Annotated in this window: 19 protein-coding genes and 1 pseudogene; 11 read left to right on the top strand and 9 right to left on the bottom strand. The window is 76.3% G+C overall.

Annotation, left to right across the window (positions count from 1 at the left end; all coding sequences use genetic code 11):
- Nucleotides 1-14: 14 nt before the first annotated feature.
- The 5 genes from aceB to ACI79B_RS19180 all read left to right on the top strand — a co-directional run bounded on the left by aceB (nt 15) and on the right by ACI79B_RS19180 (nt 9,602).
- Nucleotides 15-1,586 (top strand): malate synthase A, encoded by a 1,572-nt coding sequence (gene aceB, locus ACI79B_RS19200; RefSeq protein WP_456930400.1) that lies wholly within the window; start codon nt 15-17, stop codon nt 1,584-1,586.
- The gene (locus ACI79B_RS19195) at nt 1,586-2,809 is read left to right on the top strand and encodes a DUF6986 family protein (protein WP_456930401.1); all 1,224 of its coding nucleotides are present in this window, start codon (nt 1,586-1,588) and stop codon (nt 2,807-2,809) included. Before aceB ends, ACI79B_RS19195 begins: the two co-directional genes overlap by 1 nt.
- A 21-nt stretch (nt 2,810-2,830) precedes the next feature.
- Nucleotides 2,831-7,894, top strand: coding sequence for a SpoIIE family protein phosphatase (locus ACI79B_RS19190; RefSeq protein WP_456930402.1), 5,064 nt, complete (start codon nt 2,831-2,833; stop codon nt 7,892-7,894).
- Nucleotides 7,895-8,016: 122 nt separating this feature from the next.
- Nucleotides 8,017-9,066 (top strand): anti-sigma factor RsbA family regulatory protein, encoded by a 1,050-nt coding sequence (locus tag ACI79B_RS19185; protein WP_456930403.1) that lies wholly within the window; start codon nt 8,017-8,019, stop codon nt 9,064-9,066.
- Nucleotides 9,067-9,098: 32 nt separating this feature from the next.
- Nucleotides 9,099-9,602: a MarR family winged helix-turn-helix transcriptional regulator gene (locus ACI79B_RS19180; RefSeq protein ID WP_456930404.1), complete on the top strand. Its 504-nt coding sequence runs from the start codon at nt 9,099-9,101 to the stop codon at nt 9,600-9,602.
- Here ACI79B_RS19180 and ACI79B_RS19175 read toward each other — a convergent pair.
- Entirely contained in the window at nt 9,599-10,612 is a 1,014-nt protein-coding gene (locus tag ACI79B_RS19175) for an ATP-dependent DNA ligase (RefSeq protein WP_456930405.1), read from the bottom strand. The two genes, ACI79B_RS19180 and ACI79B_RS19175, sit on opposite strands and share 4 nt — an antisense overlap.
- Nucleotides 10,613-10,851: 239 nt before the next feature.
- Between ACI79B_RS19175 and ACI79B_RS19170 the strand changes: the two genes are divergently transcribed.
- Complete coding sequence (locus ACI79B_RS19170) at nt 10,852-11,424, top strand: NADPH-dependent FMN reductase (RefSeq protein WP_456930406.1); 573 nt, start codon at nt 10,852-10,854, stop codon at nt 11,422-11,424.
- Here ACI79B_RS19170 and ACI79B_RS19165 read toward each other — a convergent pair.
- Nucleotides 11,390-11,971 carry an NUDIX domain-containing protein gene (locus ACI79B_RS19165; protein WP_456930407.1) on the bottom strand — a complete coding sequence of 194 codons (582 nt, stop codon included), beginning with the start codon at nt 11,969-11,971 and terminating at the stop codon, nt 11,390-11,392. The genes ACI79B_RS19170 and ACI79B_RS19165 overlap by 35 nt on opposite strands.
- On the opposite strand from ACI79B_RS19165, the pseudogene ACI79B_RS19160 reads away from it, so the two are divergent.
- Nucleotides 11,970-12,254: pseudogene (locus tag ACI79B_RS19160) on the top strand (DnaJ family domain-containing protein); the annotation flags it as partial. The gene ACI79B_RS19165 and the pseudogene ACI79B_RS19160 overlap by 2 nt on opposite strands.
- 378 nt (nt 12,255-12,632) lie before the next feature.
- On the opposite strand, the gene ACI79B_RS19155 reads toward ACI79B_RS19160, so the two are convergent.
- Together ACI79B_RS19155 and ACI79B_RS19150 are read right to left on the bottom strand one after the other, a co-directional pair.
- Nucleotides 12,633-12,995, bottom strand: coding sequence for a nuclear transport factor 2 family protein (locus ACI79B_RS19155; protein ID WP_456929752.1), 363 nt, complete (start codon nt 12,993-12,995; stop codon nt 12,633-12,635).
- A 21-nt stretch (nt 12,996-13,016) separates the two neighbouring features.
- Nucleotides 13,017-13,421, bottom strand: a complete 405-nt coding sequence (locus ACI79B_RS19150; protein ID WP_456929751.1) for a hypothetical protein — start codon at nt 13,419-13,421, stop codon at nt 13,017-13,019.
- An 87-nt stretch (nt 13,422-13,508) separates the two neighbouring features.
- Between ACI79B_RS19150 and ACI79B_RS19145 the strand changes: the two genes are divergently transcribed.
- Together ACI79B_RS19145 and ACI79B_RS19140 are read left to right on the top strand one after the other, a co-directional pair.
- Complete coding sequence (locus tag ACI79B_RS19145; protein WP_456929750.1) at nt 13,509-14,324, top strand: helix-turn-helix domain-containing protein; 816 nt, start codon at nt 13,509-13,511, stop codon at nt 14,322-14,324.
- A 33-nt stretch (nt 14,325-14,357) separates the two neighbouring features.
- Nucleotides 14,358-14,525: a hypothetical protein gene (locus ACI79B_RS19140; RefSeq protein ID WP_456929749.1), complete on the top strand. Its 168-nt coding sequence runs from the start codon at nt 14,358-14,360 to the stop codon at nt 14,523-14,525.
- A 63-nt stretch (nt 14,526-14,588) separates the two neighbouring features.
- Here the strand turns inward: ACI79B_RS19140 and ACI79B_RS19135 are convergent, their stop codons facing one another.
- The 3 genes from ACI79B_RS19135 to ACI79B_RS19125 are packed head-to-tail and all read right to left on the bottom strand — an operon-like array spanning nt 14,589 to nt 19,194.
- Nucleotides 14,589-15,248, bottom strand: coding sequence for a DUF6308 family protein (locus tag ACI79B_RS19135; RefSeq protein ID WP_456929748.1), 660 nt, complete (start codon nt 15,246-15,248; stop codon nt 14,589-14,591).
- Complete coding sequence (locus ACI79B_RS19130; protein WP_456929747.1) at nt 15,245-17,122, bottom strand: hydantoinase B/oxoprolinase family protein; 1,878 nt, start codon at nt 17,120-17,122, stop codon at nt 15,245-15,247. The genes ACI79B_RS19135 and ACI79B_RS19130 overlap by 4 nt, the downstream gene beginning before the upstream one ends.
- Nucleotides 17,119-19,194 (bottom strand): hydantoinase/oxoprolinase family protein, encoded by a 2,076-nt coding sequence (locus ACI79B_RS19125; RefSeq protein WP_456929746.1) that lies wholly within the window; start codon nt 19,192-19,194, stop codon nt 17,119-17,121. Before ACI79B_RS19125 ends, ACI79B_RS19130 begins: the two co-directional genes overlap by 4 nt.
- Nucleotides 19,195-19,291: 97 nt before the next feature.
- On the opposite strand from ACI79B_RS19125, the gene ACI79B_RS19120 reads away from it, so the two are divergent.
- Complete coding sequence (locus ACI79B_RS19120; protein ID WP_456929745.1) at nt 19,292-19,423, top strand: hypothetical protein; 132 nt, start codon at nt 19,292-19,294, stop codon at nt 19,421-19,423.
- Nucleotides 19,424-19,587: 164 nt separating this feature from the next.
- Nucleotides 19,588-20,448, top strand: coding sequence for a GGDEF domain-containing protein (locus ACI79B_RS19115; RefSeq protein WP_456929744.1), 861 nt, complete (start codon nt 19,588-19,590; stop codon nt 20,446-20,448).
- Here ACI79B_RS19115 and ACI79B_RS19110 read toward each other — a convergent pair.
- Nucleotides 20,445-20,873, bottom strand: a complete 429-nt coding sequence (locus tag ACI79B_RS19110; protein WP_456929743.1) for a DUF1707 SHOCT-like domain-containing protein — start codon at nt 20,871-20,873, stop codon at nt 20,445-20,447. The two genes, ACI79B_RS19115 and ACI79B_RS19110, sit on opposite strands and share 4 nt — an antisense overlap.
- Before the next feature lie 56 nt (nt 20,874-20,929).
- The gene (locus ACI79B_RS19105) at nt 20,930-21,343 is read right to left on the bottom strand and encodes a MarR family winged helix-turn-helix transcriptional regulator (RefSeq protein ID WP_456929742.1); all 414 of its coding nucleotides are present in this window, start codon (nt 21,341-21,343) and stop codon (nt 20,930-20,932) included.
- Between the last annotated feature and the right edge of the window lie 41 nt (nt 21,344-21,384).

The raw sequence follows: 21,384 nt of genomic DNA, 5'->3' as shown, positions 1-21,384 counted from the left end.
AGAGGGGACCAGCGGTGAGTGACGTGCGCGTGGAGGGCCCCGACGTCGAGCGGTCGGAGGAGGTGCTCACCCCCGACGCGCTGGAGTTCGTCGCCGACCTGCAGCGCCGCTTCGGCCCGCAGCGCGACGCCCTGCTCGCCGCCCGCGCCACCCGCCGCGCCGAGATCGCCGCCGCCCGCTGGCTGGACTTCCGCCCCGAGACCGCCGAGATCCGCGACGGCGACTGGCAGGTGCCCCCGCCGCCGCCCGGCCTGGTCGACCGCCGCGTGGAGATCACCGGCCCGACCGAGCCGAAGATGGCGGTCAACGCGCTCAACTGCGGCGCCGACGTCTGGCTGGCCGACCTCGAGGACGCCAACACCCCGCACTGGCGCAACGTCGTCACCGGGCAGCTGGTGCTCCGCGACGCGGTCCGCCGGGAGCTCGCGTTCACCACGCCGGAGGGCCGGGAGTACCGGCTGCGCGAGGACGGCGACCTGCCCACGATCGTGCCACGCCCGCGCGGCTGGCACCTGCCCGAGCGGCACCTGCTGGTCGACGGGCAGCCGAGCGTCGGCGCGCTGGTCGACGCCGGGCTGTACCTGTTCCACAACGCCGCCGAGCAGCTGTCCCGCGGCAGCGGGCCGTACTTCTACCTCCCGAAGATGGAGGGCCGGCTCGAGGCGGGGCTGTGGAGGCTCGTCTTCGACCACGCCGAGCAGGTGCTGGGCCTGCCCGGGGGCTCGATCCGCGCCACCATGCTCATCGAGACCATCCCGGCCGCGTTCGAGATGGAGGAGATGCTGCACGCGCTGGGCAGCCACGCCACCGGCCTCAACGCCGGGCGCTGGGACTACCTGTTCAGCGTCATCAAGGTCTTCCGCGAGGCCGGCCCGGACTTCGTGCTGCCCGACCGGGCCGCCGTCACCATGACCGCGCCGATGATGCGGGCCTACACCGACCAGCTCGTCGCCGTCTGCCACCGCCGCGGCGCCATGGCGATCGGCGGCATGGCCGCGGCCATCCCCAGCCGCAAGGACGCCGAGGCGAACGAGCGGGCGCTGGCGAAGGTCCGCGAGGACAAGACCCGCGAGGCCGGTGACGGCTTCGACGGCTCCTGGGTGGCCCACCCCGACCTGGTGCCGGTCTGCCGCGAGGCCTTCGACGCCGTCCTCGGCGACCGCCCCAACCAGCTCGACCGGCAGCGCCCCGAGGTGTCGGTGACCGCGGCCCGGCTGCTCGACGTCGCCGGGGTGCCCGGTGCCCGCACGATGGCCGGCCTGCGGGCCAACGTGGAGATCCCGCTGCGCTACCTGGCCGCGTGGCTGGGCGGCAACGGCGCGGTCGGCATCCACGGCCTCATGGAGGACGCCGCCACCGCCGAGATCAGCCGCTCCCAGGTGTGGCAGTGGGTGCACGCCGGGGTGGAGCTCGACACCGGCGAGACGGTGACGGAGGAGCTGGTGCGCCGCGTCGTCGCCGAGGAGGTGGAGGGCATCGGCGAGCTGCCCCGCCTCGACGACGCCCGCCGGCTGTTCGAGCAGGTCGCGCTGGCCGACGAGTTCCCCGACTTCCTCACCCTCCCCGCCTACGAGCTCATCGATTGATGCTCGACGAGGGGATCTACGGGGAACTCGACCGGCGGCTCGCACCCGTCGACGCCGCCCGGGCGGCCGCGTACCCGGGGGAGCGGCCGGGCCGGCAGCCGGTGCACACCTGCTACGTGCCCGCCGACGCCGTCGTCCCGGGCCTGGCCGCCGCCTGGGGCGCCGCGGCGCTGGCCGCGCTCGACGAGCACGGCCTGCCCGACCTCGGTCACGACCCCGCGCTGCTCGAGCAGGTGCTGCCCCGGGTGCGCGCCAAGCTCGCCGCCGAGCCGGTCGAGGACCTGCGGGTCGACGCCGAGGACGGCTACCGCGGCCGGTCCGACGCCGAGGACGGCGACGTCCTGCGCGCGGCCGAGGCGGTGGCCGGCGACCTCGACGCCGGGGTCGCGCCGCCGTCGGTGGGCATCCGGGCCAAGTCGCTGGAGGGCGCCACCCGCCGCCGCGGCGTCCGCTCCCTCGACCTCTTCCTCGGGGCCGTCAGCGCTCCGCGGGCCACCGTCACCCTCCCGAAGGTGACCGACGTCGAGCAGGTGCGGGCCTTCCTGCCCGTGCTCGACGCGCTGGAGGCCGCGCACGGCGTCGCCCTCGACCTCGAGCTGCAGGTGGAGACGCCGCAGGCGGTGCTCGGCGCCGACGGCGCGGTGACGCTCGCGCGGATGGTGCACGCCGCCGGCCCGCGGCTGACCGGCCTGCACCACGGCACCTACGACTACAGCGCGGCGCTGGGCATCGCGGCGGCGCACCAGTCCTCCGACCACCCGGCGCTCGACCTCGCCAAGCAGCTCATGCAGGTCGCCGTCGCCGGGACCGGCGCGCGGGCGGTCGACGGGTCCACCAACGTGCTCCCCGTGGGCTCCCGCGAGCAGGTGCACGCCGGCTGGCGGGTGCACGCCGGGCTGGTCCGCCGGGCGCTGGAACGCGGCCTCTACCAGGGCTGGGACCTGTACCCCGCGCAGCTGGTCACCCGGTACGCGGCCACCTACGCCTTCTTCCGCGGCGCCCTGCCGGCCGCGGGCGCGCGGCTGGCGGCCTACGTCGAGCGGGTCGACGGCGGGGTGCTCGACGAGCCGGCCACCGCCCGCGCGCTGGCCGGCGTGGTGCTGCGCGGGCTGGACTGCGGCGCCGTCGACCCGGCCGAGGTCGCCGTCGCGACGGGGCTGGACCGCGCCGCCCTCGACGCCCTGGCCGGGCGGGACGCGGCGGGGCCCGGGGGCAGCGCCTAGGCTGCCCTGCGTGGTGGCGCGGTGACCGAGGACGCGCTCACCTCGCTGTTCTCCGGCGGTGGCGAGGTGGGCCGGGAGATGGCCGCCCGCGACTGGTCGGGCACGCCCTTCGGCCCGCCCGAGCGGTGGCCGTCGGCGCTGCGCAACCTCGTCCGGATCGTCCTCACGTCCCGGTTCTCCATGTGGGCCGCCTACGGCCCCGAGCTGACCGCCTTCTACAACGACGCCTACCAGCGCGACACCCTGCAGGGGAAGCACCCCTGGGCGCTGGGCCGGCCGGCCCGCGAGATGTGGGCGGAGATCTGGGACGACATCGGCCCGCGGATCGAGTCGGTCCTCGCGACCGGGATCGCCACCTGGGACGAGGACCTGCTGCTGTTCCTCGAGCGCAGCGGCTACCCGGAGGAGACCTACCACACCTTCTCCTACAGCCCGGTCGCCGACGACGACGGCCGCACGGCCGGGATGCTCTGCGTCGTCACCGAGAACACCGACCGGGTGCTGGCCGAGCGGCGGATGGCCAGCCTGCGCGACCTCGCGACGGCGGTGGCCGCGACGCGCACCGAGGCCGACGTGCTGGCCGCCGTCGGCGAGCAGCTCGCCCGCAACGACGCCGACCTGCCCTTCTCCGCCACCTACCTGGTCGACGAGGACGGCACCGCCCGGCTGGGCACCGCCACCGGGCTGACGCCGGGCTCGGCCGCGGCGCCGGGGACGCTCGCCGACGACGCGGTGTGGCCGCTGTCCCGGCTGCGCGCGGGCGAGCAGGTCGTCGTCGACGGCCTCGACCGCCTCCCCGGCCTGCCGACCGGCGCCTGGGACCGCCCGCCGGAGCGGGCGCTGGCCGTGCCGATCTCCTCCCCGCTGCCCGACGCCGCCGGCATCGCCGGCTTCCTGGTCGTCGGCCTCAACCCGCACCGCGTCCTCGACGAGGCTTACACCGGCTTCCTCGAGCTGGTCGCCGGCCAGATCGCCTCGGGCCTGGCCAACGCGGGCAGCCACGCGGCCGAGCGGCGCCGCGCGGAGGCCCTCGCCGAGCTGGACCGCGCCAAGACCGACTTCTTCAGCAACGTCAGCCACGAGTTCCGCACGCCGCTGACGCTGATCATGGGGCCGGTCGCCGAGCTGCGGTCCTCCCCGGTGGTCACGGCCGACGCCCGGGTCGCCGAGGAGCTCGAGGTGGTCGAGCGCAACGCGCTGCGGCTGCAGAAGCTGGTCAACACCCTGCTCGACTTCTCCCGCATCCAGGCCGGCCGCATCGACGCCCGCTTCGAGCCGGTCGACCTCGCCGTGACCACCGCGGAGCTGGCCAGCGTCTTCCGCTCCGCCGTCGACCGGGCCGGCCTGCGGCTCACCGTCGACACCCCGCCGCTGCCGCAGCCCGTGCACGTCGACCGGGACATGTGGGAGAAGGTCGTCCTCAACCTGCTCTCCAACGCCCTGAAGTTCACCTTCGCGGGTGGCATCACCGTGCGGCTGCGCGAGGAGGACGGCGCCGCCGTCCTCACCGTCGCCGACACCGGCACCGGCATCCCCGCCGCGGAGTTGCCCCGGCTGTTCGAGCGGTTCTCCCGCGTCTCCGGCGCCCGCAGCCGGTCGGGGGAGGGCAGCGGCATCGGGCTGGCGATGGTGCGCGAGCTGGTCGGCCTGCACGGCGGGTCGATCGAGGTGGACAGCACCCCCGACGTCGGCACCGCCTTCACCGTCCGCGTGCCGCTGGGCACCGCGCACCTGCCCGCCGACCGCCTCGCCCCCGCGACGGCCGAGGCGCCGGCGATCTCGCCCGGCGCCACCCCGTTCGTCGCCGAGGCGCTGCGCTGGCTGCCGGGGGAGTCCGACGACGCCCCCGCGGCGGCCCCGGGCGCGCAGGGCGGCCGCGCCGGCCGGGTCCTGGTCGCCGACGACAACGCCGACATGCGCGACTACGTCGTGCGGCTGCTCGCGCCGCTGCACGAGGTCCGCGCGGTCGGCGACGGGCAGGCGGCGCTGGAGGCGGCCCTGGCCGACCCCCCGGACCTCGTCGTCAGCGACGTGATGATGCCGCGGCTGGACGGCATGCAGCTGCTGGCCGCGCTGCGCGCCGACGCCCGCACCTCCCGCGTGCCCGTGGTCCTGCTCTCCGCCCGCGCCGGCCAGGAGGCCGCCGTCGAGGGCCTGGCCGCCGGGGCCGACGACTACCTGGTCAAGCCGTTCTCCGCGCAGGAGCTGCTCGCCCGCGTCGACGCCCACCTGCAGCTCGGCCGCGCCCGCCGGGAGGCGGAGGAGCGGTTCACCACCATGGCCGACCTCGCGCCGGCGCTGATCTGGGTCGCGGGCGACGACGGCCGGCGGCAGTTCCTCAACGCCGGGTGGACCGCCTTCACCGGCCGCGCGGTCGAGGAGGAGCTCGGCGAGGGCTGGCGGTCGGGGCTGCACCCGCAGGACGCGCAGCGCTACGCCGGCACCGTGGCCGCCGCGGTCGCCGCCGGGGAGGGCTGGGAGGTCGAGTTCCGGCTCCGCGGCGCCGACGGCGCCTACCACTGGCTGCTCGAGCGCGCCGTGCCGATCGGGGGCACCGCCGGCGGCTGGGTGGGCAGCTGCACCGACATCAACGCCCGGTACCGGGAGACCGAGCGGCAGACCCTGCTCGCCGAGGTCGGCACGGCGCTGGACCGCGAGACCCAGACCGAGCGGCAGCTGGCGGGCCTCGCGCGGCTGCTGGTCGACCGGCGGCTGGCCGACGTCTGCACCGTCCGCGTGGTCGGTGACGACGGGCGGCTGCGCTACGCCGGGCGCGCCGGCGCCGACGGCGACGTCCGCGCGGCGCTCGCCGGGCTGGAGCCGCACGGCGGGCTGGGCCGCGAGGTGCTCGAGACCGGGCGACCGGTGCTGCGACCGCTCCTGTCCGGGGCGGGGGACGGGGGCGTCCGGCTGGACCTCCGCTCGGCGCTGGTCGTGCCGCTCACCGTCCGCGGCCGGGTGCGCGCGGTGCTGGCGATGGGCCGCCGCGACGACGCCCCGCCGTTCCACGACGACGACCGCGCGCTGGCCGAGGAGATCGCCACCCGGTCCGCGCTGGCCCTGGACAACGCGCTGCTGCTGGCCGACGAGCGGGCCACCGCCCGCCGGCTCGGGCTGCTGCAGCGCGTCACCGCCGAGCTGTCGGCCGCCACCACGCCGGTGGAGGTCGCCGAGGCGGCGGCCCGGCACGTCGAGGCCCTGACCGGCCGGGGCAGCTCCGTGGGCGTCTACGAGATCGACGACGCCCGGCGGGCGCTGCACCTGCTGTGGAGCAACGCCGGCGCCCAGGACGCGCAGCAGTCGTCGGAGATCCCGCTCAGCGCGTCGCTGGCGGTCACGCGGGCGGCCGCGGAGCGGCGTGCGGTCTGGATCGAGGACACCGCTGCCTCACCCGACACCCCACCCGTGCCCGGCGGTCCGGGCGCAGTGGTCGCGCTGCCGCTGCTGGTCGCCGGCCGCGTCGTCGGCGTCGTCGGCGTGGGTGCGCCGGCGGCCCAGCGGTTCCGGGCCGTGGAGCGCGGCATGCTCCTGGCCGTCGCCGAGCAGTGCGCCTCGGCGCTGGAACGGGCCCGGCTCTACCGCGCCCAGCAGGACATCTCCTCCACGATCCAGCTCAGCCTGCTGCCCGCCGCGGTGCCCCGGCTGGAGCGGCTGGCGCTGGCCGCGGAGTACCTCCCCGGCGCCGCGGGCACCTCGGCCGGCGGCGACTGGTACGACGTCGTCGAGCTGGGCCGGGGCCGGGTGGCCATCGCCGTCGGCGACGTCGTCGGGCAGGGCCCGGCCGCCGCCGCCGTCATGGGGCAGCTGCGCAGCGCGCTGTCGACGGCGCTGCTGCAGGGCAGCTCCCCGGCCGAGGCGCTGGAGCTGCTGGACCGGTTCGCCGCGCGGCTGCCCGGAGCCCTGGCCTCGACGGCGGTCTGCCTGGTGCTCGACTGGGCCGCCGGCACCGTGCGGTGGGCCCGCGCCGGCCACCCGCCGCCGCTGCTGGTGGCCGACGGCGCGGCGACCTTCCTCGAGGCGGGCACGGGTGCGGTCCTCGGCGCGCCGGGCCGGCGGCCCTACACCGAGGGCAGCACCCCGATCACCCCCGGGACGACGCTGCTGCTCTACACCGACGGCCTGGTCGAGCGCCGCCGGGAGCCGCTGGACACCGGCCTGCGACGGGTCGCCGACGCCGCGGCCCGGCTCTCCGACGTCGAGCCGTACCGGCTGACCCGCGCGCTGCTGGCCGAGGTGCTCGACGACGACGCCCTCCCCGACGACGTCGCGGTCATCGCCGCCCGGCTGGTCCCGCCGCCGCTGCACGAGGTGCTGCCGGCCGACCCCTCCCGGCTGCGCGGCGTGCGGCGCACCGTGACCGCCTGGGCGCGGGCGGCCGGGGTGGCCGGGGACTCCCTCGACGACCTCCAGCTGGCCCTCGGCGAGGCGCTGGCCAACGCCGTCGAGCACGCCTACGCCACCACCGCCGGCGAGGGCCGCTGCGAGTACCGGCTCGAGCGCACCGCCGACGGCAGCGTCGACGTCTGCGTGCGGGACGAGGGCGTGTGGCGCCCGGCGCCGGCCGACCGCGGGTACCGCGGCCGGGGACTGGAGCTGATCTCGGCGCTGGCCGACGACGTCGAGGTGGGCCGCTCGGTCGACGACAGCGGCACCGAGGGCGCGGGCACCACGGTGCGCTTCCGCTTCGTCCCGGCCGGCCCCGGGCCGGGGGAGCCGGTGCCCCGGCGCGCCGTCGCCCGCACCGACGCCGGGCCGGCCCGCCTGACCGTGCGCCGGGGCCCTGGCACCGGGGGCTCCGGCGGCGTGCGGCTCGAGTTCGCCGGCGACGTCGACCTGGCCGCCACCCCGGTCCTGCGTGCCGAGGCGCTGCGGGCGCTCGACGGCGTCGCGGCCGGGTCGCGGGTGGTGCTGGACCTGCGGCAGGTGCCCTACCTGGCCAGCGCCGGCGTCGGGCTGGTGCTCGAGCTGATCCGGCTGACCGAGCAGCGCCGCGCGGTCCCCGAGGTGCGCACCGCGGAGGGCTCCGCGCCGGCCCGCGTGCTCGTCCTGGCCGGGGTCCCGGTCGTCACGGCGCCCGCGCCGTAGTGCCGTCGGCCCACCCGGACGGGGCCGTACCGGACACCCCGCGAGCGGGCTCCCCGCACCGTGCCCCACAATCGGGAGCGGTGGGCCGGAGCAGTTCCGGCCCGGAGGCGGTCGAGGGGCCAGTGGAACCTGGGACGGGAGCGGCCGTCACGCGGTCGGAACCGACGAGCGGCGCGGCGGCGCAGGGCTCGTCCACCAGCCCGTCCCGGTCGGCCTTCGCCCACACCGCCGCGCTGGTCCGCGGGCACGACGAGGCGGTGGCCGTGGCCGCCGCCTACCTGGACGAGGGCCTGGCTGCCGGGGACCTGTCGGTCCTCGCCTGCCCGCCGGAGACCGTCGCGGCGGTCCGCCGGGCGCTCGGCATGCGGTCCGACGAGCTCGAGGACGACCCGCGGATCTCCCTCGTCGGCGCCCGCGTGCCCGACGCCTTCGCCGTCATCCGGCAGCGCGTCGAGCACGCCGCCACCCGCGGGTCGGGCCGGCTGCGCATCCTCGCCGAGCCGCTGTACGGGTCGGTCCGGCGGCGCTGGCGGGAGATCCTCCGGTACGAGGCGGCGTCGAACGCGCTCGTGCAGGGGACGCCGCTGTCCTGCATGTGCGTCTACGACCGGGACCGGGCTCCGGCCGAGGTCCTCCGGAACGCGCGGCACACCCACCCGGAGCTGTGGATGGGCGGCATGCGGGTGAGCAACTCCGAGTACCGCGACCCGGTCGCCTGCCTGCAGGACCTCGCCGCCGTCCGGGAGCCGGTCGAGGCCGGGGATCCCGTGTACGCCGTCGACGGCGCGCCCGCGCTGGCCGGCCTGCGCGGCGAGCTGCGGCGGGTGTTCGCCGAGGTCGTCCCCGACGAGGACCAGCGCGCCGACCTCCACCTGGGCGTGAGCGAGGTGGCGGCCAACGCCTTCCGGCACGGCCGGCGGCCGATCTCCGCCCGCGTGTGGGCCGACCGCGACACGCTGGTGGTCACGATCTCCGACTCCGGCACCGGCTTCGCCGACCCGCTCGCGGGCTTCGTGCCGGCGCACGGCGACGACCTCGCCGCCGGCGGCATGGGCCTGTGGCTGGCCCGCAAGCTGTGGGACTCGGTGGACCTGGTGCCCGGCCCCACCGGGCTCACCGTCCGCCTGGCCGCCGGCCTGGCCGAGCCCGTGTCGCGGCGCGGCGCGGCTTGACGCTGCCGTTCTCTCACTGCTGAGGTACCTGCGTGGAGGACGCGGTCGACCTCATCCTCGAGCAGTGGGCCCGGGAGCGTCCCGACCTCGACTGCTCGCCGATGGGGGTCATCGGCCGGATCACCCAGCTGCAGCGGGAGGTCCACCTCGCCCAGCGCGCGACCTTCGCCCGGCACGGCCTCGACGCGCCGTCCTTCGACGTGCTCGCCGCGCTCCGGCGCGCCGGGGAGCCCTACCAGCTCACGCCGACGGCGCTGATGCGCACCGCGCTGGTCACCTCCGGGGCGATCACCCAGCGGCTGGACCGGCTGGAGGAGAAGGGGCTGATCACCCGCACCCGCAGCGAGGCCGACGGGCGGGCCGTCGTCGTCACGCTCACCGACGCGGGGCGGGCGGCGCTGGACGCGGCGCTGCCCGACCACCTGGAGACCGAGCGCGGCTTGCTGGCCGGGCTGTCCGAGGAGGAGCTCGCGCAGCTGGTCTGCCTGCTGCGCCGGTTCCTCGTCACGCTGGGCCGGGTGCCGCAGCGGCCCTAGTCCGCGGGCGGCACGTCCGCGGGGCGCAGGTCGGGGCGGACCCGGACGAAGCGCAGCGGGTGCCGGAACACCCCGGCGGTGAGCGCGGCGTCCGCGCTGACCTCGACGACGGCCGTCGGCTGCACGCGGGTGAGCGCCACCGACAGCCGCCCGCCGCCGAACCGGCCGGTGCCGATCCGCTCGGGCCAGGGGTGGTCCTCGCCGGCGGGGGTGAGGACGGCGGCGAGCTCCGCCGACTGCGCGGGGGAGAGGGGCCCGGTGCGGCCGACGACGACCAGCTCGCCGTCCCGCCAGCGGCCGGCGACCAGCTGGCCCGGCCGGTCCAGCGGCCCGATGACGCCGCCGGCGAGCACCTCCGTCGTCTCCCAGGACTTGACCTTGAGCCACTCGCGGCGCCCGCCCGCGTACCGGGTGGCCGCGCCCTTGGCGACCAGGCCCTCGATGCCGAGCGGGCGCAGGTCCGCGGCCCAGCCGCGCGCCTCCTCCGGGTCGGCGGTGACCGGCGAGAGCTGCATGGGCGGCGCCCACCGCCGCGCGAGCTCCTCGAGAGCGGCGCGGCGGCTGCGGAACGGCCGGCGGCGCTGGTCGGCGCCGCCCGCGGCGAGCAGGTCGAAGGCCACGTAGGAGGCGGGGTGCGCGGCGGCCAGGGCGGCCATCCGGGAGGGGGCCGTCACCATCCGGCGCTGCAGCAGCCCGAAGTCCAGCCGCTCGCCGTTCCAGACGACGACCTCGCCGTCGAGGACCGTCCCGGCCGGGACCTGGGCGAGCGCGGCCGCGGCGAGGTCGGGGAAGCGGTCGGTGAGGTCGCGGCCCTGCTTGGACCACAGCCGGGTGCCGGCGCGGCCGCGGACCACCACCAGCCGGTAGCCGTCCCACTTGGGCTCGTAGCGGCAGCCGCCGGGCAGCGCGGACGCGACGGGGAGGTCCCGCACCGGCCGGGCCAGCTCCACCGCGACCGGCCCGGCGAGGTCCGGCGGCAGGTCCGGCAGGCCGGGAGCGGAGAGCGGCACCGGGACAGCGTCGGGGGTGTACGCCCCTGGCGCAGGCCCCTGAGCTGCGGACTCACCCGTTCAGGGTGGGTCGCCACCCTCCGCGACGGCTCCGGCCGGAGGCACGACGCGGGTGCCGTCGTCCAGGCACGATCGGGTCACGGTGTGCGGCGGGGGTCACGCGCGGTGGGGGAAGCGGTTGGCCCGGACAACGGTTGAGTCCTCAACGAGTCGGTCCCGTCGTCGTCCCGGAGGTCCCGGTGTCCCGTCCCGTCCTGCAGGTCATCGCCGCCAGCACCCGCCCCGGCCGCCGGGGCATCGCCGTCGCCCGCTGGGTGCAGCGCCTGGCGCAGGAGCACGGCGGCTTCGACGTCGAGCTGGTCGACCTCGCCGAGGTGGGCCTGCCGGTGTTCGACGAGCCCGACCACCCGCGGCTGCAGCGGTACACCCACCAGCACACGAAGGACTGGAGTGCGACGGTGTCCCGCGCCGACGCGTTCGTCTTCGTGACCCCGGAGTACAACCACTCCTTCCCGGCGTCGCTGAAGAACGCGCTGGACTACCTGTCGGTCGAGTGGGCCGACAAGGCGGCCGCGCTGGTCACCTACGGCGGCGTCTCGGCCGGCCTGCGGGCGTCGTCGGCGATCAAGCCGGTGCTCGGCGCGCTGCGGCTGCACACCGTCCCCGAGGCGATCTCGGTGCCGTTCTTCGCGCAGTTCCTCGACGACGAGGACGAGTTCGCGCCCAACGCCGAGCTCGAGGCCGGCGGCAAGGCGATGCTCGACGAGCTCACCCGCGTCACCCCGGCCCTGCGCTCCCTCCGCGCCGCCTGACGGGCCGGCCTCCGGCGCGCTGGTGGCCCCTGAGGAGGAGCAGGGCCCAGGCGGCGAGTGAGGGGCCGTCGGTGAAGCGGCCGTCGCGGACCATCGCCCGCAGCTCGGCCTCGGGCACGAACGCCGCCACCATGTCGGCCTCGGTCACCTCGCGGGCGGTCGGGCCGGGCGTGAGGTCGGTGGCCAGCCAGACGTCGAACTCCTGGGTGGACAGCCCCGGCGCGAGGTCCGCGTGGCCGAGGTGCTCGAGCCGGCCGGCCCGCAGGCCGGTCTCCTCGGCCAGCTCGGCGCGGGCGAGCTCCTCGGGCGTCCCGCCCGTGCCCGCTGCCCAGGTGCCCTGGGGGAACTCCCAGGCCCGGCGGCCCAGCGGGTGGCGGAACTGCTCGACCAGCCAGAAGCCGTCCCGCTCGGCCGCGACGACGATGGCGAAGTCCGGCTTCTCGACGACGGAGTAGACGCCGGTGGAGCCGTCCACCCGCTCGACGGTGTCCTCGCGCACCCGGATCCACGGGTTGCGGTAGACCTCCCGGCTGCCCGTCGTCCGCATGCACGGCAGCCTGGCAGAGGCGGAGCATGGAGGCGGAGGTGGGAGGGTGACCCAGCGGAAGCCGCCCGGGGTGTCGTTCGAGACCTGGGTGGAGCGGCAGATCGGCCAGGCCCAGGACCGCGGCGACTTCACCGGGCTGCGCGGCGCCGGCAGGCCGCTGCCGGCGTTCGACCCCAACGAGACCGCCTACGACTGGGCGGTGGCCAAGGCCCGCCGCGAGGGCGTGGCGCCCGCGGACATGCTGCCGCCGGGCCTGGCGCTGCGCCGGGAGCGCGACGAGCTGCCCGCGCGGGTCGCCGCGCTGCCGTCGGAGGACGCCGTCCGCGCCGTCGCCGAGGACTACAACGCCCGGGTCGAGGCCTTCTGGCGGCGGCCGGCGGAGAGTCGCTGGTCGCCGGTGCCGGGCCTGGCCGACGTCGACGCGCTGGTCGAGGGCTGGCGCCGCGACCGCCCGCCGCCCGCGCCCGAGCCGCCGGCCGCCGCGGGGCCGCCCACGCCGCAGGGGGGGGGGGGGGGGGGGGGGGGGGGGGGGGGCCGGGGGGGGGGGGGCGCCGCCCCCCCCCCCCCCCCCCCCCCCCCCCCCCCCCCCCCCCCCCCCCGGGGCCGCCCACGCCGCAGCGCCGCCGCTGGTGGCAGCGGCGGCGCTGAGCCCGGGGTCCGTTCAGGCGGGCACCCGGTCGAGGAAGCCGAGCACGGTGCGGATGCGGCCGTCCCCGTCGGTGACGGCGACATCGAACCCGGTGACCGGCGGCTCGGCGCCGTCCGGGCCGAGGTGCCACGTGAAACGCACCTGGCCGTGGTGGGCGTCGGCCGGGCCGGCGAGCCGGAAGACGAAGCCCGGGAACTGCGCCTGGACGGCGGCGATGGTCGCGTCCAGCCCGTCGCGGCCGGCGACGTCGGCCAGCGGGTCGGTGTAGGTGACGTCCTCGGTGAACAGCGCCTCGACCAGCGCCCGCCGGGCGGCGGGGTCGGTCTCGTTCCAGGCGGCGAGGTAGCGGTCGGCGAGGTCGGGCGTGGCGGTCATGGCGGTCTCCTGTTCGGGGGGTCAGCGGGTGCGGAGGGCGGTGAGCTGCAGGGCGGCGAACCCGGCGACGACGGCGGCCTGGAGCAGCACCCAGACCGTCCCGGCGGCGGTGAGGTCGAAGCGGCCGGCGACGACGGCGGCGACGCTGCCGGCGGCCCACAGCGCGTTGGCGCCGACGACGACCTCCGTGGCGCCCCGCGAGACCCGGGGACGGGCGGCGACGAGCGCGACCCCGGCGGCGAAGACGGCGAGGAAGGCGCCCAGCCCGCGCAGCGCCCCGGCGGGGACGCCCAGCAGGTCGGACAGCAGCGGCGCGGCGGCCAGGTAGGCCAGGCCGTTGGCGCCGGTGACGACGGCGTCCAGGCGCAGCGCCACGCGGAGCAGGTCGAGGGGGCGGCGGGTCGGGGCGGTGGCGGCGTTTGTCATGGCGCAGACGTTCCTGCCGCCGGGGAAGGGCGTCGATTACCTCGCGGGTAGGCGACGCGCGGCGCCGTCGTCGCTAGCGTCCGCGCCGTGACCACCGCGGTGCGCCCGGACGTCGGGCAACTGCTGCGCGGCTGGCGGCAGCGCCGCCGGCTGTCCCAGCTGGACCTGGCCAACGACGCCGGGGTCTCCGCCCGGCACCTGAGCTTCCTGGAGACCGGCCGGTCGCGGCCGAGCCGGGAGATGGTGCTGCGGCTGGCCGAGCGGTTGGAGGTGCCGCTGCGCGAGCGCAACGACCTGCTGCTGGCCGCCGGCTTCGCCCCCGCCTACGGCCGCCGGGGCCTGGACTCCCCGGACATGGCCGCCGTCAGCCGGGCGCTGGACCTGGTGCTCGCCGCCTACGAGCCCTTCCCGGCGCTGGTGGTCGACCGGTCGTGGGAGCTGGTGACGGCGAACGCGAGCGTGGCGCCGCTGCTCGACGGCGCCGCCGCGCACCTGCTCGAGCCGCCGGTCAACGTGCTGCGGCTGAGCCTGCACCCGGAGGGGCTGGCACCGCGGATCGCCAACCTGCCGCAGTGGCGGGCGCACGTCCTGCACCGGCTGGGCCGCGAGGCGCACCTGACCGGCGACCCGCAGCTCGCCGCGCTGCACCGCGAGCTGGCCGCGCTCCCCGGCGGCACCGACCGCTCGACGCCGGACGGCATCGCCGTGCCGCTGCGGCTGCGCGCCGGCGACACGGTGCTGTCCTTCCTCAGCACGGTGACCACGTTCGGCACCGCCGTCGACCTCACCGCGGCCGAGCTGTCGGTCGAGGCGTTCCTGCCCGCCGACGAGGCCACCGCCGCGGCCCTGCGTGCCCCGTTCACCGGCGGCGAACCGGCGCCTGCCCGGGCGGCGGCGGGGTAGGGGACCGGCACGCGACGACGAGGGAGGACGACCATGACCGAGGTGCCGGGCACCGACCGCGAGCAGGCCGAGGAGAACGTGCTGGAGGAGACGCCGATCCGGCCGGAGGGCGTCGAGGAGGACACCTCCACGCAGGGCGACGAGGGCCAGACCGGCGACAGCGCCAAGCCGGGGGCCGGCAGCACCGACCCCGTCACCTAGTCCGCGGCTGCTCGTGCTCTGCCCACAGACGTGGGCAGAGCACGAGCGTCGAGATGGAGGTGCTCACCCGCCCCCGGGACAGCGACGGTCGTGGTGGGTCCAGATGATGATGTCCGCAGTCCGCAGGAGGGACGGCTCGCGACCGTCAGGCGTCGAGTGATCGACGGCTCGAGTCTCCAGCCACTCCCTGTTGGCCCTCAGATCCTCGTGCAGCGCGCGATAGAAGCTCGGCAGCTTCGCCCGCGCCCCTCCGTAGAAACGCCTCACCACTGAGTCGACGATCGGGACCACGTGTGGTCGGAGGCGATGGAGGACCTTGGAGACCTGAACCGCATTCCAGCCTCTGACCTTGCGCTGTCCCATGCGTCGTTCGGTGGCCTTGCAGGCGTCACGGAACAGTCTCAGTGGCTCGTCGTCGATCGACGCCAGATCCTCGAAGCGAACACTCCCGTCGGAAGGCACCCGGTCGAGCACCAGCTGCATGGCATCCCGCAGGCGCATCGCCGGCGAGTCCTTGGCAGCGAACAGTGGCGAGACTTCGCGGGCGCTGAGGCGCAGGCTCAGGCAGTTGGCCATGTACACCTCGGCCGGCGTGATCCGGTCCGGTGACCGTCCCCACCAGTGGTCGTAGGTGGCGAAGGCGTAGGAGCCAGTGAGATCCGTGTACTCCGCCAGATGCCGACGAGCACAGCCCTCCAGCTCCGCGATGCTCCGCGTCGTCAAAGGACGTCGAACTCGTTGGAGGTCGCGCCGCCGGAGAGCAGGGCGTAGCCGGGACCGCGGTCGAAGAACGGCTCGTCACCGGTGCGAGCGGCGCGCATCTCGTCGCGCAGCGCCTCGGTCGCGGCGTCGTCGGCCGACCCGTCCTCGCGCACGACCACGCCGTAGTCCTCGCGGGCGCCGGCCACGCTCACCTTGCGCCAGGCGACGTCGCGGAGGACCTCCTCGACCGGACGGTCCAGCGGGTCACCCCACCCGCCGCCGCCGGTGGTGCGGATGCGCACCACCGTGCCGGCCGGCAGCGGCTCGGCGTCGGCCAGCGCGTCGACGTCGTGCTCGTCGGGGCCGCCGGGGTCGACGGTGACCTGGAACGGCCGGCCCGCGCGACCGCCGTTGACGCCCCAGCAGGACAGGATCGAGCGGTCGGCGATCGACATGAAGTGCGCGTCGCGCAGCACCCGGACGTGCTTCTCGTAGCCGCAGCCGCCGCGGTACCGGCCCGGGCCGCCGGAGTCCAGCGCTAGGCCCAGCCGCTCGACCCGCAGCGGGAAGCGGGACTCGGTGAACTCGGTGGGCAGGTTCCGCGAGTCCGGGACGACGTGGATGGTGTCCTCGCCGTCGGCGTACCAGCGGCCGCCCGAGCCGCCGCCGAGCACCTCGCGCATGAGGTAGGGGTTGCCGTCGAGGTCGGTGCCGTAGACGCCGGTGTAGCGGATCGTCTCCTGGTCGGCGGGCATCCGGCCGCCGGTGGCCTTGGCCAGCACGCCGGCCAGCACGCCGAGCAGCCGCAGGATGACGAACGTCCGCGCGTTGGTGGGCGCCGGGAAGACCGGCGTGAGCAGGGTGCCCTTCTCGGGGAAGCGCATCTCGATGAGCGGGACGACGCCCTCGTTGACGTCGAGCTCGGCCATCCGCTCGGGCGTCTCGGCGAGGTTGCGCAGGATCGGCGCCAGCCACTTCTTGAGGAAGTTGCCGTCGGCGTAGTCGCCGCAGTGGTTGATCGGGCCCTTGGCCTGCGGGCCGGTGCCGGTGAAGTCGATGACCAGCGGCGTCTCACAGGTGGAGTCCATGGTCAGCGTGATCCGCTGGCGGTGGAGCTTGGGCTCCTCGACGCCGTCGTGCTCGGCGTAGTCCTCCCAGACGTAGGTGCCGTCGGGGATCTGCGACAGGATCTCCCGCCGGTACACCTCGGTGGAGTTGGCCAGGATCGCCTCGAAGCAGGCCTCGACGGCGGCCACGCCGTAGCGGTCGAACAGCTCGCCGAGCCGCCGGGCGCCGGCCAGGCACGCGGAGCACTCGGCGTCGAGGTCGGCGGCCAGCGAGTCGGGCATCCGCGAGTTGCGGGTCATGATCTTCAGCGCGCTCTCGTTGGGCACGCCGCGGTCCCACAGCTTGATGGGGGGGACCATCAGCCCCTCCTCGTACACGCTGGTCGCCGCCGACGGCATCGAGCCGGGCACCGCGCCGCCGATGTCGTCGTGGTGGCCGAACGCCTGGATGAAGGCGACCACCTCGGGCTCCCCGGTCTCCGGCGACGCCGCGAACACCGGCACGGTCACGCACAGGTCGGGGAGGTGGCCGATCCCGCCCTCGGACAGGTAGACGTCGTTGTGGAAGAAGACGTCGCCGACGTTCATCGTCTCGATCGGGTAGTCGCGCACCACGGGGTGCACGAGCGCCGAGTACGAGCGGCCGGTGAGCTTGCGCAGCCGCCGGTCGTGGATGCCGGCGCGGAAGTCGTGCGCGTCGCGGATCATCGGCGAGCGCGAGGTGCGCCCGATGGAGGTCTCGACCTCCTTCTCGATCGCGGCCAGCGTGCCGGCGACGATCTCGACGAGGACCGGGTCCGCCTCGACCTTGCCGTTCTGCAGGCTCATCGGTCCGACTCCTTCGTGAGCAGCAGGTTGCCGTGGGCGTCCACGGTGGCCGCGAAGCCGGGGTGCACCGGGACGGTGGAGCCGAACTCCTCGATGACCGCCGGGCCGCTGACCACGTCGCCGGCGCCCAGCCGGGTGCGGTCGTAGGTCGGGGTGTCCACCCAGTCCTCGAAGAAGACCCGGCGGGAGCCCGTGACGGCCCGGTCCGTCCCGCCGTCCCGCTCGGGCAGCCGGACGACGTCCGGACGGCGGATCGGGCCGATGCCGCTCACCCGCAGGTTCACCCACTCGACGGCCTGCCGCGGGTCGGTCGCGAAGTCGTAGCCGTAGAGCTGCCGGTGCGCGGCGTGGAACGCCTGCGCGACGTCCTCGGCGGCCGCCCGGTCGAGCTCGCCGTCGGCCACCGGCACCCGCACCTCGAACGCCTGGCCCACGTAGCGCAGGTCGGCGGTCCGCTGCATGCGCTGCTCGTCGCGGGCGAAGCCCTCGCCGTCCAGCGCCGTCCGCGCCTGCGCCTCCAGGTCGGCGAAGACCGACCGGACCCGCTCCAGGTCCAGGTCGAGGTGCCGGGAGACCACGGTCTGCACGTAGTCGTTGCGGACGTCGACGGTGAGCAGCCCGAAGGCGCTGACGTTGCCCGGGTTCGGCGGCACCAGCGTGCGGGGCAGGGAGAGGATGTCCATCAGCCGGCAGGCCAGCAGCGAGCCCGAGCCGCCGAACGTGGTGAGCGTGAAGTCCCGGACGTCGAGGCCCCGCGCCACGGTGACCTGGCGCAGCGCGTTGGCCTGGTTCCACGCGGAGATCTCGAGGATGCCGGTGGCGGTGCGCTCGAGGTCCATGTCGAGCTTCGCGCCGAGCTGCTGCAGCCCCTCGCGGGCGGCGTCGACCGACAGCGGGATCTCGCCGCCGAGCAGGTGCGGGGGGATCCGGCCCAGGACGACGTGCGCGTCGGTGACGGTGGGCTGGTCGCCGCCGTCGGGGTAGCAGATCGGCCCGGGGTCCGCGCCGGCCGACTTCGGCCCGACCTTGAGCGTGCCCTCGGGGGAGAGCCAGGCGATCGAGCCGCCGCCCGCGCCGACCGTGACGACGTCGATCATCGGGATCTTCGACGGGTAGTCGCCGACCGAGCCCTCGGTGGTGAGCGCCGGCTCGCCGTCGATGACCACGGTGACGTCGGTCGAGGTGCCGCCGCCGTCGCAGGTGAGCACCCGGTCGAAGCCCGCGGCCCCGGCGATGAGCGCGGCGCCCAGGGCACCGGCGGCCGGGCCCGACAGCATGGTGGTGATCGGCTGGTGCACGACCTCCTGCGCCGACAGGACGCCGCCGTTGCTCTTCATCACGTAGAACGGCACGCCCGGCGCGATCTCGTCCAGCCGGGTGCGGATGTTGGTGACGTAGGCGCCGACCTTCGGCTTCACCGCGGCGTCGACCAGCGTGGTCACCGAGCGCTCGTACTCGCGGTACTCGCGCAGCACCTGCGAGCTGATGCTGACGACGGCGTCCGGGTGCTCCTCGCGCAGCACCTCGAGCACCGCCCGCTCGTGCGCGTCGTCCGCGTAGGAGTGCAGGAAGCAGACGCCGATCGTGGTGATGCCGGCGTCGCGGAAGAAGCGGGCCGCGGCGACGGCGTCGTCGCGGTCGAACGGGCGGACCTCGGCGCCGGTGTGGTCCAGCCGCCCGCGGACGGTGCGCACCAGGTCGGCCGGCACGATCCGCGGCGGCTTGACCCAGAAGTAGCTGTTGCCGTAGCCGTCGGGCACCGACTGGCGGGCGATCTCCAGCACCGACTCGTAGCCCTCGGTGGTGACGAACCCGATCCGGTCCAGCTTGCCCTCGAGCAGCTGGTTGGTGGCGACCGTCGTCCCGTGGCTGACCGCGGTGACCGCGGAGCCGTCCAGGTCCAGGAGGCCGAGCACCTTGCGGACACCGGCGAGGAAGCCCTCGGCGGGGTCGGCCGGGGTGGACGGCGTCTTGGTCGTCGTCGTCCGCCCGGTCTCCTCGTCGACGGCGACGACGTCGGTGAACGTGCCCCCGGTGTCGATCCCGATCCGGACCCGGCGCGCCGCTGCCATGGGCAGATACCTTAGCGCTGAGGGATCTCGGCGGGAAGGGACGCGCCCCGAGTCGGCCCCGAGCCCGGTGCGAGCCCCGGTGGCGACGGTCCGGGGCGTGACCCGCCCCCTCCTGCGCGCCGGGGCCCCGTCCGCCGGGCTCCTGCTGTCCTCCTGCGGGACCGGCCGGCCCGACGACGCCGTCGGCTCGTGCGGAGGCGGCGCCGAGGGCCTGTGGGTGGTCCGGTGAGCCGGCGGGACCGGACGGTCCGGGACCGTACCGATCGACGGGTGTCGTCCGGGCGTGCTGTGATCGCCTGCGCGGGCGCCTCGTCCCGCCGGCGCGGGGAGGGAGGGGACCCGGGGTGCGCGGCAGCTGCGGGGACCGGCCCTCCGGGGTCCGGTAGCGCCCGGGTGGACGGCCGGCTGGCGCACGAGTTCGTCGAGGGCACCGACGCCCTCGTCTGCGTCGTGGACGGGGAGGGCCGCATCCTGCTGGCCAACCCGGCGCTGCAGCGGTTCACCGGGCGCACGCTCGACGAGCTGGTGGGACGCTCCTTCGTCGGCGTCTGGGTGGTCCCGGAGCACCGCGCCCTCGCCGTGGACGCCGTCGCCCGGGCCGTCGCCACCGGACGGGCGTTCCCGCAGGAGGGCGACTGGCTGACCGCCGACGGCACCCGCCGCCTGATCTCGATGCAGAACAACGTGCTCACCGGCGCGGACGGCCGCCCCTACGCGGTCGCGTGCGTGGGCATCGACGTGACCGACCAGCGGCGGCGGGAGGCGGTGCTGTCGGAGCGGGCGCGCACCGACCGGCTCACCGGGATCCTCAACCGGGGCGCGCTCTTCGAGGAGCTGACGCACCGCCTGGACCCGGCGGCCGGTTGCGACTGCGGCGTCCTGTTCTGCGATCTCGACGGGTTCAAGGTGGTCAACGACGTGCACGGGCACGCCGTCGGCGACGCGGTGCTGGTCGAGGTCGCCGCCCGGCTGTCCGCGGAGGCCGGGCCCGACGGGGTCGTCGCCCGGTTCGGCGGGGACGAGTTCGTGGTCCTGTGTCCCGGCTGCGACGAGACCGCGCTCGCCGGCCTCGCCGCCGGGGTGCGCGAGCGGGTCGGCGCGCCGGTGCCCACCGCGGCCGGCCCGGTGGTGGTCGGCGTCAGCGCCGGCTGGGCGGTGGGTCGGCCCGGGGCCGCGCCGGACGAGGTCATCGCCCGGGCCGACCGTGCGATGTACGGCGCCAAGACGCGCCAGCGCCGCCGCTCCGAGCGCTAACGCCGCGGCCGGCCGATCCCGGTGGCGTAGAGGACGGCGAGGACCGCCCCGGACGGGGCTAACCAGATGAACCACGGGTAGGCCGGGTCGCCGCTGCCCAGGGAGACCAGCAGCCAGACGACGACGTTCACCGCGACCGCGGCGGCCCACACGGTGGTGAGCACCCGCATCGCCGTCCCGCCGCCGGTGTCGGAGAAGACCCGGTGCCGCGGCGCCGGGCGCGGCGGGGGCGGCGGCTCGGGCAGGTCGCGGGTGATCCGCTCCAGCTCGCCGCGGGTGCGGGCGGCCCAGGCCGCCGTGACCCGCTCGTCGAACTCGTGCAGGTCGAGCTGGCCGGCGCCGACCGCCCGGTGCAGCCGGTCCTGCACGATCCGCCGCTCGACGTCGGAGACCCGCAGTTCCTCGGCCCGCACCGGCTCGCCCATGCGCCTGATCGTGGCACCGCCGGACGCCCCGCGGGGCCCGTCGAGCGGTGGACCCCTCAGTCGGCGACGGCGCGCAGCAGGCGGGCCAGCTCGGCGCGCTCGGCGGCGGACAGCCGGGCGAACAGCTCGCGGGTGTCGGCTCGGCGGGCGGCGTCCACCTCCGCCTGCACGCGGCGCCCCTCGGCGGTCGCCCGCAGCAGCACGGCGCGGCGGTCGGTCGGGTCCGGAGTGCGCTCCAGCAGGCCCCGCTCCTGCAGGGCGTCGGCCACCTCGGTCGCCGAGCGGGGGGCGATGTGCAGCGCCTCGGCCAGGTCGGACAGCCGCACGCCCTCCTGCAGGACCACCACGCGCAGGGCCCGGGCCTGGTGGGGGGACAGCGCCCACGGCGCCAGGACGTCCCGCCAGCGCCGGCGCTGGGTGCGGGCGGCGCGCATCACCAGCTCGCCCAGCTCGGTGCCCTCGTCGTCCACGGGGGGAATGCTACCGACGATGGTGCGGTTACCGGAACGTG

The sequence above is a fragment of the Geodermatophilus sp. SYSU D00879 genome (genome assembly GCF_054050375.1).
Note: the sequence above shows the minus strand (reverse complement) of the source record. Positions and strands in the feature narration are given on the sequence as shown.

What these genes read in the sequence shown, in the direction of transcription:
- ACI79B_RS19195 (WP_456930401.1), top strand. Translation starts at nt 1,586, where the DNA reads ATGCTCGACGAGGGGATCTACGGGGAACTCGACCGGCGGCTCGCACCC.
- ACI79B_RS19165 (WP_456930407.1), bottom strand. Translation starts at nt 11,971, where the DNA reads ATGCGGACGACGGGCAGCCGGGAGGTCTACCGCAACCCGTGGATCCGG.
- ACI79B_RS19155 (WP_456929752.1), bottom strand. Translation starts at nt 12,995, where the DNA reads ATGACCGCCACGCCCGACCTCGCCGACCGCTACCTCGCCGCCTGGAAC.
- ACI79B_RS19150 (WP_456929751.1), bottom strand. Translation starts at nt 13,421, where the DNA reads ATGACAAACGCCGCCACCGCCCCGACCCGCCGCCCCCTCGACCTGCTC.
- ACI79B_RS19140 (WP_456929749.1), top strand. Translation starts at nt 14,358, where the DNA reads ATGACCGAGGTGCCGGGCACCGACCGCGAGCAGGCCGAGGAGAACGTG.
- ACI79B_RS19130 (WP_456929747.1), bottom strand. Translation starts at nt 17,122, where the DNA reads ATGAGCCTGCAGAACGGCAAGGTCGAGGCGGACCCGGTCCTCGTCGAG.
- ACI79B_RS19125 (WP_456929746.1), bottom strand. Translation starts at nt 19,194, where the DNA reads ATGGCAGCGGCGCGCCGGGTCCGGATCGGGATCGACACCGGGGGCACG.
- ACI79B_RS19110 (WP_456929743.1), bottom strand. Translation starts at nt 20,873, where the DNA reads ATGGGCGAGCCGGTGCGGGCCGAGGAACTGCGGGTCTCCGACGTCGAG.